The organism is Pseudomonas sp. 65/3-MNA-CIBAN-0223 (genome assembly GCF_040310425.1).
GTDB classification, from domain to species: domain Bacteria; phylum Pseudomonadota; class Gammaproteobacteria; order Pseudomonadales; family Pseudomonadaceae; genus Aquipseudomonas; species Aquipseudomonas gregormendelii.
The window spans coordinates 1-15,689 of record NZ_JBEOPV010000017.1; the positions used below are offsets into that span (position 1 = coordinate 1).

At 61.0% G+C, this 15,689-nt stretch carries 12 protein-coding genes and 1 pseudogene; 10 read left to right on the forward strand and 3 right to left on the reverse strand.

Annotated elements, in window-relative coordinates:
- Nucleotides 1–212: 212 nt before the first annotated feature.
- Nucleotides 213–1,706 carry a CoA-acylating methylmalonate-semialdehyde dehydrogenase gene (locus tag AAEZ09_RS19960; protein WP_350600515.1) on the reverse strand — a complete coding sequence of 498 codons (1,494 nt, stop codon included), beginning with the start codon at nt 1,704–1,706 and terminating at the stop codon, nt 213–215.
- A gap of 209 nt (nt 1,707–1,915) precedes the next feature.
- A complete protein-coding gene (gene aptA, locus AAEZ09_RS19965) occupies nt 1,916–3,265 on the reverse strand; it encodes an omega-aminotransferase AptA (RefSeq protein ID WP_045058196.1) in 1,350 nt (449 codons plus the stop codon).
- A 139-nt stretch (nt 3,266–3,404) separates the two neighbouring features.
- On the opposite strand from aptA, the gene AAEZ09_RS19970 reads away from it, so the two are divergent.
- The 10 genes and pseudogenes from AAEZ09_RS19970 (at nt 3,405) to AAEZ09_RS20015 (ending at nt 14,191) form a co-directional block, all read left to right on the forward strand.
- Nucleotides 3,405–4,325 (forward strand): LysR family transcriptional regulator, encoded by a 921-nt coding sequence (locus tag AAEZ09_RS19970; protein ID WP_045058195.1) that lies wholly within the window; start codon nt 3,405–3,407, stop codon nt 4,323–4,325.
- Between the two features lie 120 nt (nt 4,326–4,445).
- Entirely contained in the window at nt 4,446–5,840 is a 1,395-nt protein-coding gene (locus AAEZ09_RS19975; protein ID WP_350600516.1) for a uracil-xanthine permease family protein, read from the forward strand.
- 87 nt (nt 5,841–5,927) lie between these two features.
- The gene (locus tag AAEZ09_RS19980) at nt 5,928–6,578 is read left to right on the forward strand and encodes a TetR/AcrR family transcriptional regulator (RefSeq protein ID WP_045058193.1); all 651 of its coding nucleotides are present in this window, start codon (nt 5,928–5,930) and stop codon (nt 6,576–6,578) included.
- A 21-nt stretch (nt 6,579–6,599) separates the two neighbouring features.
- Nucleotides 6,600–7,181, forward strand: a complete 582-nt coding sequence (locus tag AAEZ09_RS19985; RefSeq protein ID WP_350600518.1) for an IMPACT family protein — start codon at nt 6,600–6,602, stop codon at nt 7,179–7,181.
- A 672-nt stretch (nt 7,182–7,853) separates the two neighbouring features.
- Nucleotides 7,854–9,413, forward strand: a complete 1,560-nt coding sequence (locus AAEZ09_RS19990) for an ABC transporter ATP-binding protein (protein WP_502947585.1) — start codon at nt 7,854–7,856, stop codon at nt 9,411–9,413.
- 11 nt (nt 9,414–9,424) lie between these two features.
- Nucleotides 9,425–10,531: an ABC transporter permease gene (locus AAEZ09_RS19995; protein ID WP_045058190.1), complete on the forward strand. Its 1,107-nt coding sequence runs from the start codon at nt 9,425–9,427 to the stop codon at nt 10,529–10,531.
- On the forward strand, nt 10,531–11,457 hold the full coding sequence (locus AAEZ09_RS20000) for an ABC transporter permease (protein WP_205894206.1): 927 nt from the start codon (nt 10,531–10,533) through the stop codon (nt 11,455–11,457). The genes AAEZ09_RS19995 and AAEZ09_RS20000 overlap by 1 nt, the downstream gene beginning before the upstream one ends.
- Before the next feature lie 241 nt (nt 11,458–11,698).
- Nucleotides 11,699–11,830: pseudogene (locus AAEZ09_RS20005) on the forward strand (MerR family transcriptional regulator); the annotation flags it as partial.
- A gap of 25 nt (nt 11,831–11,855) precedes the next feature.
- Nucleotides 11,856–12,542 carry an SDR family oxidoreductase gene (locus AAEZ09_RS20010; protein WP_045058187.1) on the forward strand — a complete coding sequence of 229 codons (687 nt, stop codon included), beginning with the start codon at nt 11,856–11,858 and terminating at the stop codon, nt 12,540–12,542.
- A gap of 290 nt (nt 12,543–12,832) precedes the next feature.
- A complete protein-coding gene (locus tag AAEZ09_RS20015; protein WP_350600521.1) occupies nt 12,833–14,191 on the forward strand; it encodes an 8-oxoguanine deaminase in 1,359 nt (452 codons plus the stop codon).
- Between the two features lie 127 nt (nt 14,192–14,318).
- On the opposite strand, the gene AAEZ09_RS20020 is transcribed toward AAEZ09_RS20015, so the two are convergent.
- On the reverse strand, nt 14,319–15,410 hold the full coding sequence (locus AAEZ09_RS20020) for a calcium:cation antiporter (RefSeq protein ID WP_350600522.1): 1,092 nt from the start codon (nt 15,408–15,410) through the stop codon (nt 14,319–14,321).
- Nucleotides 15,411–15,689 lie beyond the last annotated feature (279 nt).

The following is a 15,689-nucleotide window of genomic DNA, read 5'->3' on the forward strand; positions in this document are numbered from 1 at the left end:
TTTGCGCTTCGATGACCTGAAGCAGCTGACCGTCAAAACTGCGTAACTCATTGTTTACCAAGGAGTTTTCCGTTTCGGCTGCGCCGGAAGTGGGGCGAATTATAGACATCTGAAATCTGCCGTCAAGCGCTGTTTTCACAAATCTGTCATATCAGTCAAAAAAGCCCCGAAAACACAAAGGCCGGCCCAATGGGCCGGCCTTTGTCCCCTGCTTACAAGCTAGGGAATGCGAACTGCGATGCCTCATGGCTCGCCCGTTGTGGCCAGCGCTGGGTAATCGCCTTGCGGCGAGTATAGAAGCGCACACCATCCGGACCGTAGGCATGCAGGTCGCCGAACAGCGAACGCTTCCAGCCGCCAAAGCTGTGATACGCCACGGGTACCGGCAGCGGCACGTTAACCCCAACCATGCCGACTTCGATCTCGTCGCAGAATAACCGCGCCGCTTCGCCATCACGGGTGAAGATGCAAGTACCGTTGCCATACTCGTGATCGTTGATCAGCTGCATGGCTTCTTCCAGGCTGTTGACGCGGACTACGCACAACACCGGCCCGAAGATCTCTTCTTTATAGATGCGCATCTCTGGGGTGACGTGATCGAACAGGCAACCGCCCAGGAAGAAGCCTTCTTCATGACCGGATACGCTGAGGCCACGACCATCCACCACCAGCTTCGCGCCCGCAGCAACGCCGTCATCGACATAACCGCTGACCTTGTCCCGTGCCTGACTGGTCACCAGTGGCCCCATGTCCAGGCCGCAGGAAGTGCCCGCGCCAATCTTCAGCGCCTTGATCTGCGGCACCAGCTTGTCCACCAGCGCATCGGCAACCTGGTCGCCCACGCAGACGGCCACCGAAATCGCCATGCAACGCTCGCCACAGGAACCATAGGCCGCGCCCATCAGTGCGCTGACCGCATTGTCCAGGTCGGCATCGGGCATCAATACCGCATGGTTCTTGGCGCCACCCAGTGCCTGCACGCGCTTGCCACGCTTGGTGCCTTCGGCATAGATGTACTCGGCAATCGGCGTCGAGCCGACAAAACTCAGGGCCTTGACCTCAGGCGCCTCGATCAGCGCGTCCACTGCGGACTTGTCGCCATGCACCACGCTCATCACGCCTTTGGGCAGACCGGCTTCGAGCAACAGCTGAGCAATCAGCAGCGTGGAACTCGGATCACGCTCGGACGGCTTGAGGATGAAGCAGTTACCGCAGACGATCGCCAGCGGGTACATCCACAACGGCACCATTGCCGGGAAGTTGAAAGGAGTGATACCCGCCACTACGCCCAGCGGCTGGAAGTCCGACCAGGCATCGATGTTCGGGCCGACGTTACGGCTGTACTCGCCCTTGAGGATTTCCGGAGCGGCACAGGCGAATTCCACGTTCTCGATGCCACGCTTCAGTTCGCCCGCGGCGTCTTCCAGGGTCTTGCCATGCTCTTCGCTGATCAGCTGGGAGATGCGCGCTTCGTTCTGTTCCAGCAGTTGCTTGAAGCGGAACATCACCTGGGCACGTTTGGCCGGTGGCGTATTGCGCCAGGCCGGGAACGCAGCCTTGGCCGCGTCGATGGCTTGTTGAATGGTTTCGCGGCTGGCCAATGGAACCTTGTGGATGGGCTGACCGGTAGACGGGTTGAACACGTCGGCAGTGCGACCGTTATCGGTCACCAGCTCACCATTGATCAAATGCGGGATAAGGCTCATGCGGGGCTCCAGAAAATGTGTTCGCGGGCGTCTTGGGAACGCCTGCTTATATATGTAGGAGCTAGCTTGCCAGCGATGGAGGCTAACGATGACGTGGGCTGCCTGGATGACCGCGGCGCCCTCTGGTTCATCGCGAGCAAGCTCGCTCCTACAAGTGTTCGGTCAATCAGTCCCAAGTAGTGGGCCAATTAATTCAGGTACAGAGTCGATCAATCGATTTTGTTCAGCACTTCGCCGACCGCGTCGAACAGGCGATCAAGGTCCTGCGGCTTGCTGTTGAACGTTGGGCCGAACTGCAGGGTGTCGCCGCCGAAGCGCACGTAGAACCCGGCTTTCCACAACGCCATGCCCGCTTCGAACGGACGCACGATCGCATCGCCATCACGTGGAGCGATCTGGATCGCACCGGCCAGGCCGTAGTTACGAATGTCGATGATGTTCTTGGAGCCCTTCAGGCCGTGCAGCGCGCTTTCAAAATGCGGCGCGACTTGCGCCACGCTCTGCACCAGGTTTTCCTTTTGCAGCAGGTCGAGTGCGGCCAGGCCGGCAGCGCAAGCCACCGGGTGCGCGGAATAGGTGTAGCCGTGGGGGAATTCCACCGCGTACTCAGGCGTCGCCTGGTTCATGAAGGTCTGGTAGATCTCGGAACTGGCAATGACCGCACCCATCGGGATCGCACCGTTGGTGACTTGCTTGGCGATACACATCAGGTCCGGGGTCACACCGAAGCTTTCGGCACCGAACATCGAACCGGTGCGACCGAAACCGGTGATCACTTCGTCGAACACCAGCAGGATGTTGTGCTGGTCGCAGATCTCGCGCAGGCGCTTCAGGTAACCCTCAGGCGGCACCAGCACGCCGGCAGAACCGGCCATTGGCTCGACAAATACGGCGGCAATGTTCGAAGCGTCATGCAGTTCGATCAGCTTGAGCAGTTCATCCGCCAGGGCGATACCGCCCTCCTTTGGCATGCCACGGGAGTAGGCATTGCTGGCCAGCAGCGTGTGCGGCAGATGATCGACGTCCATCATCGCCTGACCGAACATCTTGCGGTTGCCATTCACTCCACCAAGGCTGGTGCCAGCAATGTTCACGCCGTGATAGCCGCGAGCGCGGCCGATCATCTTGGTCTTGGTGGCCTGGCCTTTCAGACGCCAGTAGGCACGAACCATCTTCACTGCAGTGTCGGCACACTCCGAACCCGAGTCGGTGAAGAACACATGGTTCAGGTTGCCCGGCGTCAGGTCGGTGATTTTCTCTGCCAGCTGGAACGACAGCGGGTGGCCGTACTGGAAGCCTGGCGAGTAGTCGAGGGTGCCCAACTGCCTGGCGACCGCTTCCTGGATTTCCTTGCGAGTGTGCCCGGCGCCACAGGTCCAGAGGCCCGACAGCGAGTCATACACCTTGCGGCCCTTGTCGTCGGTCAGCCAGCTGCCTTCGGCGGCAACGATCAGGCGCGGATCACGCTGAAAGTTGCGGTTGGCGGTGTACGGCATCCAGTGCGCGTCCAGCTTGAGCTGGCTGGCCAGCGGCGACCGGGCGTTTTCGGGCATGTTCATGTGCAAAACCTCGTAGGGCAATAAGCGGCATAGAGATCAAAAGCGTTCTTGCAGCTAAATTGCCACGGAGATAAAGTCTGTGAAATCCAACTTTTCTAATGTTCAGTCGGCCCATTACTAAACTTTGAGTCATTCGCCCATGAGCACACGCCGCCCCGATCCACTGGCGCAAGTCAGCGACTTTGATATCCGCCTGCTGCGGATCTTTCGCAGCGTGGTCGAGTGCGGCGGGTTCTCCGCTGCCGAGTCGGTGCTGGGCATCGGTCGCTCGGCGATCAGCCAGCAGATGAGCGATCTGGAGCAGCGCCTGGGCTTGCGCCTTTGCCAACGCGGTCGCGCCGGTTTTTCCCTGACCGAGGAAGGCCGCGAGGTGTACCAGTCGGCGTTGCAGCTGTTGAGTGCGCTGGAAAGTTTTCGCACCGAGGTCAATGGTCTGCACCAGCATCTGCGCGGCGAATTGACGATTGGCCTGACTGATAACCTGGTCACCCTGCCCCATATGCGCATTACCCACGCCCTCGCCCAATTGAAGGAGCGCGGGCCCGACGTGCAGATTCAGATCCGCATGATCGCGCCCAACGAAGTCGAACAAGGCGTACTCGACGGTCGCCTGCATGTCGGCGTCGTGCCCCAGGCCAGCGCATTGTCGGGGCTGGAATATCAGCCGCTCTACGACGAACGCTCGCTGCTCTACTGCGCGGTCGGTCATCCGCTGTTTTATGTCGACGACAAGCAGCTCGATGATGAGCGCCTCAACAGCCAGGACGCCATCGCCCCGACCTTCCGCCTGCCCGCCGATATTCAGGCCCACTACCAGGCACTCAATTGCACCGCCAGTGCCTCGGACCGCGAAGGCATGGCGTTCCTGATCCTTACCGGGCGCTTCATCGGGTATCTACCGGACCATTACGCCAGCCTCTGGGTGCAGCAAGGCCGCCTGCGCGCGCTAAAACCCAAGGCGCGGTTTTATGACCTGAGCCTCGCATCGGTCACCCGCAAGGGCCGTCGCCCCCATTTGGTGCTGGAGAGCTTCCTGGAGAGCCTTGCCGCGACCCGGTAAAAATCCATTGAGGCATCGTAATCAAAAGGCTGGAGAGAACCTGAAGGCAAATAACCTGAGCACTTGGACAGCTTTTTGCAGGATGACACTACCGTCACCCGCTCAAGAAGAACTTCGTCCATGCAGCCAGAATCCTCCAACCCCAGCGATCTGATCTACGGCCTCAACGACCGCCCGCAACCACTGGCCGCGATCCTCGCCGCCCTGCAACACGTGCTCGCCAGTTTCGTCGGCATCATCACCCCGCCGCTGGTCATTGGCTCGGCCCTGGGCTTGACCGCCCATTTGTCGTACCTGATCAGCATGGCGCTGATGGTGTCGGGCGTCGGGACCTTCATCCAGGCTCGCAGGCCTTTCGGCATCGGTGCCGGGATGATCTGCCTGCAGGGCACCAGTTTTGCTTTTTTGGGGGCGGTGTTGTCGGCCGGGTTTCTGGTCAAGCAACGGGGTGGCAGCCCGGAGGACATCCTCGCAATGATCTTCGGCGTGTGTTTCTTCGGCGCGGTGGTCCAGGTGGTCCTGAGCCGCTTCATCGGCCAATTGCGCCGTGTGGTCACGCCACTGGTCACCGGTATCGTGATCACGCTGATCGGCATCAGCCTGATCAAGGTTGGCATCACTGACCTGGGTGGCGGTTTCAACGCCACGGACTTCGGCGCCCCGGGCAATCTGGCCCTGGGAGTATTCGTCTTGCTGACGATCATCCTGCTCAACCGTTCGAACACGCCCTGGGTCCGACTGTCGGCAATCATCATTGGCCTGGTGCTGGGCAGCCTCGCTGCATGGTTCAGTGGCAAACTGGTGCCGCAGCCCTTGCCCGACCTGCCCCTGGTCAGCCTGCCCCTTCCTTTCAAGTTCGGCTTCAGCTTCGACTGGAGCGCCTTCCTGCCTGTCGCCCTGATCTATCTGATCAGCACCATCGAAACCGTTGGCGACCTGACGGCCAACTGCATGCTCGCGCGCCAGCCGATCAGCGGGCCGTCCTACATCAACAGGCTCAAGGGTGGTGTCTTGGGCGATGGCGTCAGCTGCCTGATTGCCGCGACGTTCAGCGCATTCCCCAACACCACGTTCGCGCAGAACAACGGCGTGATCCAGTTGACTGGCGTAGCCAGCCGCTACGTCGGGTTGTACATCGGCGCCGTGTTGTTTTGTCTGGGTCTGTTTCCGTTGATTGGTGCAGTGCTGCAGCAAATCCCCAAACCGGTACTCGGTGGCGCGACCCTGGTGATGTTCGGCAGCGTCGCGGCAGCCGGCGTGCGCATTCTCGCCCAAGCACCGCTGGACCGGCGCAGCATGTTGATCATTGCCACTTCCTTCGGCGTGGGCCTGGGCATTGCCGCGCAGCCCAACCTGTTGCACCTGATGCCAAAACTGGTACAAAACCTGTTCGACTCGGCCATCACCAGCGGCGGGCTGACCGCCATCCTGATGTGCCTGCTGCTGCCGGAAGCAAAATCCGTAGCGCAGGCTGACGCTGCCCTGCCCAAAAGCGAGCCGATCAAGCAGCTGTAAGGCTTTTATCAAGACAGGACTTGTCGGATACCCGTGGGTGCGCTATCAACGCTCTGGCTGCACCCACCTACCTGTTCGGAAGTGACTATGACCTTTGAAGTCCCTGCTCACGGCGACAAACCCGCCAGCCGCATTCGTCAGAAGAACGAAGAGGCGATCATCAAAGCCGCCGAAGACGAGTTCGCCCGTCACGGGTTCAAAGGCACGAGCATGAACACCATCGCCCTGAATGCCGGCTTGCCCAAGGCGAATCTGCATTATTACTTCACCAACAAACTGGGTTTGTACGTGGCGGTGCTGAGTAACATCATCGAGTTGTGGGACAGCACTTTCAACACCCTGACAGCCGAAGACGAGCCCGCTGAGGCGCTGACGCGGTATATTCGCGCCAAGATGGAATTCTCCCGGCGCCAGCCCCAGGCTTCGCGGATTTTCGCGATGGAAGTGATCAGCGGCGGCGAGTGCCTGACCGAGTATTTCAACCAGGATTATCGCGCCTGGTTCCAGGGACGGGCGGCGGTGTTCCAGGCGTGGATTGACGCCGGCAAGATGGACCCGGTAGATCCGGTCAACCTGATCTTCCTGCTGTGGGGCAGCACCCAGCACTACGCTGACTTCTCCACCCAGATCTGCCGCGTAACCGGCCGTAGCAAGTTGACCAGGCAGGACATGGAAGACGCCGGCAACAACCTGATCCGCATCATCCTCAAGGGCTGCGGCGTGACGCCTGCTATTTAAGACACCCCACTTAAGATCACTATGCCTTATACCCTCAGCGAGCTTTGCGAGTATCGCGAAGAGATTCGCAAAAGCCGCTTCATCACCCTGGCCGCTCCCATCAGCAGCCCGGCAGACGCCCAGGCGTTCATCGAGCAGCACAGCGACCTGAACGCCACGCACAACTGCTGGGCGTGGAAACTCGGCGATCAGTACCGCAGCACCGACGACGGCGAACCCGGCGGCACGGCCGGCCGGCCGATTCTGGCGGCAATCGATGCCCAGGATTGTGATCAGGTGGTAGTCCTGGTGATTCGCTGGTACGGCGGTATTCAACTCGGCACCGGCGGCCTCGCCCGGGCTTACGGCGGTGGCGCCAACAAATGCCTGCAGGCGGCGGCAAAAATCGAACTGATCAGCCGCGTGCCCGTGAGCTGCGCGTGCGGCTTCGCCGAGCTGGCCCTGGTGAAGATTCGGGTGGCGGAATTAGGCGGGCTGGTGGTGCAGGAGACGTTTACCGGCAATGGGGTGGATTTGCAGCTGGCGGTGGGTGAGCATCAGATCGATGCGCTGCAGTCGTTGTTGGCGGATCTGAGTCGTGGGCGGATAGTGTTGGAGCGCTAAGATCAAAAGATCGCAGCCTTCGGCAGCTCCTACGTAAAGCGCCACCTTGCAGGAGCATGCTTGCCGGACGCCTGCGGATTTGCTTGGCGCCGCAATCCAATGGGCACCCCGATCCCGTAGGAGCTGCCGAAGGCTGCGATCTTTTAGGGCATCACCCAATTTCCCGACGACCACTAATTGCCCACATCTACTGTGCACCCGCCTGTGGATAACCTGAGCACATACGGCTGTAACCCTTCTGTCATGCGGCTTTGCGGGCTTTGTTCATTTTTCGTCCAATGCTGCTGATAACACCTGCAAATTCTCATTAAAACAATCAGTTAGCCCTGTTTATGTCCTTTAGAAGAAAGCAAAGCAGCGCTTATGCCCGGTGTTCGCGCTTGCGCACAAATACTGTGGAGCAATCTGTGGATAACCCGTTCACTCCTGTCGCGACCCCAGATACTGCATGGGTTGCGGCCTACTGATCGATTTTTAACCAAATGTTCCTGCGCGAAATCACAGCGTCACCAAGGGCTCTGCCCCTTGTTGGTGCCCGGATCGGCAGGCGCTGCCGACCGCGCATTGGCTTGACGGCCTGTGATTCAGGATTATTTGAATTTTCCTGACTCAATGGCCAGGAAATTGCTTTATCCACAGGCATAACTTCAATCGACCGAGCCTGTCATGTCTATCCAAGCGCCGAGCCCTGATCGAACACCGCGTCTGCAACTGCGCAGAATCACCAAGCGCTACCCCGGTTGCCTGGCCAACGACGCCATCGACCTGACCATCGCACCTGGCGAGATCCACGCCTTGCTGGGTGAGAACGGTGCTGGCAAAAGCACCCTGATGAAGATCATCTACGGCGTTACCCAGGCCGACGCCGGGGAAATGATCTGGCAGGGGCAGCCGGTGGTCATGCGCAACCCGGGGCAGGCTCGCGAGCTGGGGATCGGCATGGTGTTCCAGCACTTCTCGCTGTTCGAAACCCTGAGCGTGGCGCAGAACATTGCCCTGGCAATGGGCGCCGCCGCCGGCACGCCGAAACAGCTCGAACCGAAAATTCGTGAAGTGTCACGCCGTTATGGCATGGCCCTGGAGCCGGAACGCCTGGTTCACAGCCTGTCGATCGGCGAGCGCCAGCGGGTGGAGATCATTCGCTGCCTGATGCAGGACATCAAACTGCTGATTCTCGATGAACCGACTTCAGTGCTGACGCCCCAGGAAGCCGACGATTTGTTCGTGACCTTGCGCCGACTGGCCGCCGAAGGTTGCAGCATTCTGTTTATCAGCCACAAGCTCGGCGAAGTTCGCGCCCTGTGCCACAGCGCCACGGTGTTGCGCGGCGGTCGAGTAGCCGGGCACTGCGTTCCGGCGCAATGCTCGGACCCGCAACTCGCACGGCTGATGGTCGGGGAAGCTGCCGAGCTGATGACCGATTACCCGAAAGCGCAAGGTGGCGAGGTCTTCCTGGGCGTGAGCGCCCTGTCGTGGGCCAACCCGGATCCGTTTGGCTGCTCGCTCAAAGACCTCGACCTTGCCGTGCGCTGCGGTGAAATCGTCGGTATCGCCGGGGTTGCGGGTAATGGCCAGGATGAATTGCTGGCCTTGCTCAGCGGTGAGAAACGTCTGCCCCACAGAGACCGCAACATCATCCGTTTCAGCACAAAACCCGTCGCCCATCTGCGCCCCGATGCACGGCGCAAACTCGGCCTGGCCTTTGTCCCCGCCGAGCGCCTGGGCCATGGCGCAGTGCCGGACCTGAGCCTGGCCGACAATGCCCTGCTGACCGCCTTCCAGCAGGGGCTGGTGAGCAAGGGCCTGATCCAGCGCAGCAAGGTCAAAGCCCTGGCTGAAGAGATCATTCGCCGCTTCGGCGTCAAGACACCTGATACCCAGACCCCGGCGCGCAGCCTGTCCGGCGGCAACCTGCAAAAATTCATCCTCGGCCGGGAAATCCTGCAGCAACCAAAGCTGTTGGTGGCTGCACACCCTACCTGGGGCGTCGACGTGGGTGCGGCGGCGGTCATCCACCGGGCGCTGATCACCTTACGCGATGCCGGCGCAGCGATCCTGGTGATCTCCGAGGATCTCGACGAATTGTTCCAGATCAGCGACCGCCTCGGCGCGCTCTGCGGTGGTCGACTGTCGCCCCTGAGGGCCACCGTCGACACTCGCCTGATCGATGTCGGCGGCTGGATGGCTGGCCAGTTCGACGCTTCCTGCTCACCCGCACCGGCGACGGTATAACGGAGTCTTTCATGCTGCTTTCTCTCGAACCCCGTGGCCGCCAATCGCGCCTGATGTTGTGGTGCTCGCCGTTACTGGCGGCAGTCCTCACGCTGGCCTGCGGCTCGTTGTTATTTATCGCACTGGGGCATGACCCGCTCCTGACCCTGCACACGCTACTGATCGCCCCCGTGAGCGATTTGTATGGGGTCTCCGAATTGCTGGTCAAGGCGCTGCCAATCCTGCTCTGCGCCCTGGGCCTGGCAGTGGCGTACCAGGCGCGAATCTGGAACATCGGCGCCGAAGGCCAACTGCTCCTCGGCGCGTTGGCCGGCAGTGCCCTGGCAGTGAACATCATTGATATGCAGAGTCGTTGGGCACTGGCGCTGATCCTGCTCACCGGTACCCTGGCCGGTGCCGCCTGGGCCGGGCTGACGGCGTGGCTGCGCACGCGCTTCAACGCCAACGAAATTCTCACCAGCATCATGCTCAATTACATCGCCCTCAACCTGTTGCTGTTCTGCGTGCACGGGCCGCTCAAGGACCCGGCAGGCTTCAATTTCCCCGAGTCGGCGATGTTTGGCGACGCCAGCCGCCTGCCGCTGTTGATGGAGGATGGCCGGGTTCACGCCGGTGTGTACTTCGCCCTGCTGGCCTTGGTGACCGTGTGGGTGCTGCTGCAAAAAAGCTTCGTCGGCTTCCAGATAAAAGTCCTCGGGCTGGACACCCGCGCGGCCGGTTTTGTCGGCTTTCGTGAGAAGCGTCTGATCTGGTTGGCACTGTTGATCAGCGGCGGCTTGGCCGGGCTGGCTGGTGTTTGCGAAGTCACCGGGCCGATCGGCCAACTGGTGCCGCAGGTCTCGCCAGGGTACGGCTACGCGGCGATCACCGTGGCTTTTCTCGGGCGCCTGAATCCGCTGGGCATTCTGTTTGCCAGCCTGCTGATGGCCCTGCTGTACATCGGCGGCGAGAGCGCACAAATGAGCATGAATCTGCCGCAGGCGATCACGCAGCTGTTCCAGGGGATGATGCTGTTTTTCCTGCTCGCCAGTGATGTGCTGATTCTCTACCGACCGCGCCTGAACCTGCGCTGGGCCCGTCGCGCCCCAGCCACCGCCGCACACGCTGGAGCCCTGTGATGGACATCGATCTGCTGAGCAATATTTTCTACGCCATGATCCGCTGCGGCACGCCGTTGCTGCTGGTGGCGCTGGGCGAGCTGATCTGCGAGAAGAGCGGCGTACTCAACCTGGGCCAGGAAGGGATGATGCTGTTTGGCGCGGTGATCGGTTTTATCGTCGCACTCAACAGCGGCAACCTGTGGCTCGGAGTGGTGCTGGCGATGCTCGCCGGGATGCTGCTGTCCTCACTGTTCGCCTTGGTCGCTCTGGTTTTCAACGCCAACCAGGTAGCCACCGGGCTGGCGCTGACGATATTCGGCGTGGGCCTGTCGACCTTTGTCGGCGCGGCGTGGGTGGGTAAACCCCTGGCCGGATTCGAGCCGGTGGCGATTCCGTATCTCAGCGAGATTCCACTGATCGGGCGCATGCTGTTCGCCCAGGACCTGCTGGTATACCTGTCCTTTGTGTTGTTTGGCCTGGTGGCGTGGGTGATTTTGAAAAGTCGCGTGGGGCTGATCATTCAGGCCGTTGGCGAAAACCCCGACGCGGCCAGCGCCATGGGGCTGCCGGTACTGGGCGTGCGCACCCTGGCAGTGTTGTTCGGCGGGGCGATGGCCGGGCTGGCCGGGGCATACCTGTCGCTGGCCTACACGCCGATGTGGGCCGAGAACATGAGCGCCGGACGCGGCTGGATTGCCCTGGCGCTGGTGGTGTTTGCCAGCTGGAGGGTGTGGCGCCTGTTGCTGGGCGCCTATCTGTTCGGTCTCGCCAGCATCCTGCACCTGGTGGCGCAGGGGTTGGGGCTGGCGATTCCGTCGAGCCTGCTGGCGATGCTGCCGTATGTCGCGACCATCGTGGTGCTGGTGCTGCTGTCCCGGGATGCAGTGCGCACTCGGTTGTATGCGCCGGTGTCGTTGGGGCAGCCTTGGCAGGCTGGGCGTTAGGGGTGACTGTCAGGCCCTCATCGCGGGCCAGCCCGCTCCCACAGGGTTTGGTGCCGACCGATAATATCGAGTTCAACTCGGCCATTGTGGGAGCGGGCTTGCCCGCGATGGGGCGCTCACAGGCAACACCTGGACAATGCCCCACGCCAATTCAAACACCAGGAACACCACCAGCAACGAGCTTCCCCCCTGCAGCAGGGCATTGAGCTGCCAGGCCGCAAACAAAAACCGCCCCGCCGTCAATCCGGACGGTGCCGTCACTCAATTGCTGCAAGACAAGCTCAAACTGATCGAGGCGCGCATGGTAGAACTTGGCGAATTGCGTCATCAGTTGCAACAACGACTCGGCCAGCGTTGTCCATTAAATCCGTGATCCTCATTCATCAAGGAAGCCACTCATGTCCAAGGCAAAAACCGCACTCATCATCGGCGCCTCCCGGGGCCTCGGGCTAGGCCTGGTGAAAACCCTGCTGGCCGATGGCTGGCAGGTCACTGCCACCGTGCGCAACCCGCAGAACGCCGAAGCCTTGCAGGCCCTGGGCAATGTGCGCATCGAAAAACTCGACATGGACGATCAGCAAGCCGTGATTGCCCTGAGCCAGAAGCTCAAGGGTGAAGTGTTCGATCTGTTGTTCGTCAACGCCGGGGTCAAGGGCCCGGACGTGCAAACGCCCGGTGGCGCTACGCTGGCCGAAGTCGGGCAACTGTTCTTCACCAACGCGGTAGCACCGATCAACCTGGCGCAACGATTTGCCGCACAGATCCAGCCCGACAGCGGCGTGCTGGCGTTCATGAGTTCGGTGCTGGGCAGCGTGACCATGCCGGACGCGCCTGAGCTGGCCTTGTACAAAGCCAGTAAAGCCGCGCTCAACTCCATGACCAACAGCTTTGTCACGCAATTGGGCGAGCAGAAACTCACGGTGTTGTCGCTGCATCCGGGCTGGGTGAAAACGGACATGGGCGGTGAAGGTGCCGACATCGACGTGCAGACCAGCACCCGCGGGCTGGTGGATCAGGTCAATGCGTACGCCGGTAAGGGTGGGCATCATTTCGTTAACTACAAAGGCGAAACCATTCCCTGGTAAGCACTTCCTTTGGTCACGGGCCGGCTCTCCAGGAGCCGGCTTGCATACGATGGCATCTGCTCGGCATTACTGAAACACCGAGGCGCCTGCATCGCCAGCAAGCGGGCTCCTGCACAGGGTACGGGCAGCCCCACGAGGAGTGAGCGCCAGCGTCCGGTCGGGCCGGGCTTGCTCGCCAAGCGGTTTTGTTTGAAACTGCGCACCTCGTCCCCGCGGCGACCCTGGATCAGCAGACAGGGTAATCACTGAGCTGGCTAACCTGAACCCAACTTTCAGAGGAGCCGGCCAACATGCCTGCGACCCGTACCTGGTTAAAAAATCCCCTCGCCATTTTCACTGCCAATGAGCTCGACGCCCGTGGTGGCCTGGTGGTGCAAGACGGTGTGATCGTAGAAGTGCTCGGCGCTGGCCAGCAACCGGCCACCCCCTGCGATCAAGTCTTCGATGCCCGCGAACATGTGATCCTGCCGGGGCTGATCAACACCCACCACCACTTCTATCAGACCCTGACCCGCGCCTGGGCGCCGGTGGTCAACCAACCGCTGTTTCCGTGGCTGAAAACCCTCTATCCGGTATGGGCACGCCTCACTCCGGAAAAACTCGCTTTAGCCACCAAAGTGGCCCTCGCCGAATTACTGCTGTCCGGTTGCACCACGGCTGCGGATCACCACTACCTGTTCCCCGAAGGCCTGGAAAACGCCATCGACGTGCAAGTCGAGAGCGTGCGTGAACTGGGCATGCGCGCCATGCTCACCCGCGGTTCCATGAGCCTTGGGGAAAAAGACGGTGGCTTGCCGCCGCAACAGACCGTACAGCAAGGCGAAGTGATACTCGACGACAGCCAGCGACTGATCGCCGCTTACCACGAACGCGGCGACGGCGCGCAAATCCAGATCGCCCTGGCGCCCTGCTCGCCGTTTTCGGTGACGCCGCAGATCATGTCCGCCAGCGCCGAACTGGCGAACAAACTCGACGTGCGTCTGCACACCCACCTGGCCGAGACCCTGGACGAAGAAGACTTCTGCCTGCAACGCTTCGGCCTGCGTACCGTCGACTATCTGGACAGTGTCGGCTGGCTCGGCCCGCGCACCTGGCTGGCCCATGGCATTCACTTCAACCCGGATGAAATCGCCCGCCTGGGCGCGGCAGGCACCGGGATCTGTCATTGCCCGAGCTCAAACATGCGCCTGGCCTCGGGCATTTGCCCGACGCTGGATCTGACCGCTGCCGGCGCATTGCTCGGCCTGGGTGTGGACGGCTCGGCCTCCAATGATGCGTCGAACATGATGCTGGAAACCCGCCAGGCCCTTTACATTCAGCGCCTGCGCTACGGTGCCGAGAAGATCACTCCGGAACTGGTGCTGGGCTGGGCCACGAAGGGTTCGGCGAGTTTGCTGGGACGTACCGACATCGGCGAACTGGCGGTGGGCAAGCAGGCCGACCTGGCGCTGTTCAAGCTGGATGAACTGCGTTTCTCCGGCAGCCATGATCCGGTGTCGGCCCTGCTGCTATGCGGCGCGGATCGCGCGGATCGGGTGATGATCGGCGGCAAATGGCGGGTGATTGACGGGCAGGTGGAAGGGCTGGACCTGAAGGGCTTGATAGCGGATCACAGCCAGGCGGCCCGGCAGTTGATTGCCGGCGTCTGACGCCACACCCATGAAAAACTGTGGGGGCGAGCCTGCTCGCGATGGCGGCTTGTCAGCCGACATCAAAAGGGTCTGAAATACTGCTATCGCGAGCAGGCTCACTCCCACAGTTGATTGCTGTGAGGTCTCAAAGGCCCAGCAGCGACAACATGATGAACGTCGCGAACAGCACAAAGTGCGTCATCCCTTCGATGGCATTCGTCTCGCCATCGTTGAGGTTGATCGCGCTGACGATCAGCGTGAGGAAGATCATCACCGTCTGCACCGGGGTCATCGCCATCTGGAATGGCTGGCCGGTGTAGAGCGCCATGGCCTCCATCACCGGTACGGTGAGGATCACCGTCGACAACGACGCGCCCATGGCGATGTTGACCACCGACTGCATGCGATTGGCCAGTGCCGCCCGCAGTGCGGTCAGGATCTCCGGCGCGGCGGAAATCGCCGCCACCAGGATTGCCGTGATCACTGGCGGTGCTCCGGTTCCTTCAAGGCCCAGGTCCAGGGTCTTGGACATCACCTCGGCCAGCGCGCCAATCACTACCACCCCAAACACCAGCGTACCGATGGAAACGGCCAGGCTCACAGGCGCCGGTTCTGTTTCTGCCGGCTCCTTGCGACGGCGTTTTTCCGGGTAGCTGTAGCTGAAGAAGTAACTGTGCGGCCCGACCTGCATGCGCAGGAACAACGCGTACAGCACCACCATCGCGCCAATGGTGAAGCCCGAATAAATCTTCCAGTTGGCCTCGGGAATAAACTCCGGAACCACCATCGACACGCCCATGGCGGTCAGGATCATCACGCTGTAGCTGCGCGCCGAATCGTCGTTGTAGGACTGCTCGCCATGCTTGATCCCGCCCATTAACGCAGCCAGGCCGAGGATGCCGTTGATGTCGAGCATGACCGCCGAGTAGATCGTGTCACGCACCAACGTAGGAGAGGCTTCGTTGCTCATCATGATCGCCAGGATCACCACTTCCACCAGCACGGCGGCCAGCGTCAGGATCATGGTCCCGTAGGGATCGCCGACTTTTTCCGCGAGCAACTCAGCGTGATGCGCGACTCGCATGGAAGCGACGACGATGAATGCGATCAGCACCAGCCCACCGGTCAGCGCTACCGCCTGGCCACTGTTGAGCAGCCAGTGTTCCAGTGGATAAGCGACAAATGCGGCGATCAGGGCCAGCAGCAGAAACTTTTCTTGCTTGAGGAGTGTGAGCATTGCGGGCCTTTTACCGAATGAAGCGCAGTTGATGTGATGAGCTACTGACTACGGTGCGGCGCTAACGTTTCGTTACACCTTAGCGCACCAGCGGATGGCGCGGGTTCGGTCACGTGCACCGGGTTGGTCCTGGTGAATCAAAAGATCGCAGCCTTCGGCGGCTCCTGCAGAACAATCCGGACCGTGCAGGAGCTGCCGAAGGCTGCGATCTTTTGATTTTGTTGTCCTGTTGGTCAGCAATTTGCATTGCCCACTGCCAACCTCACAACAACATGGAGT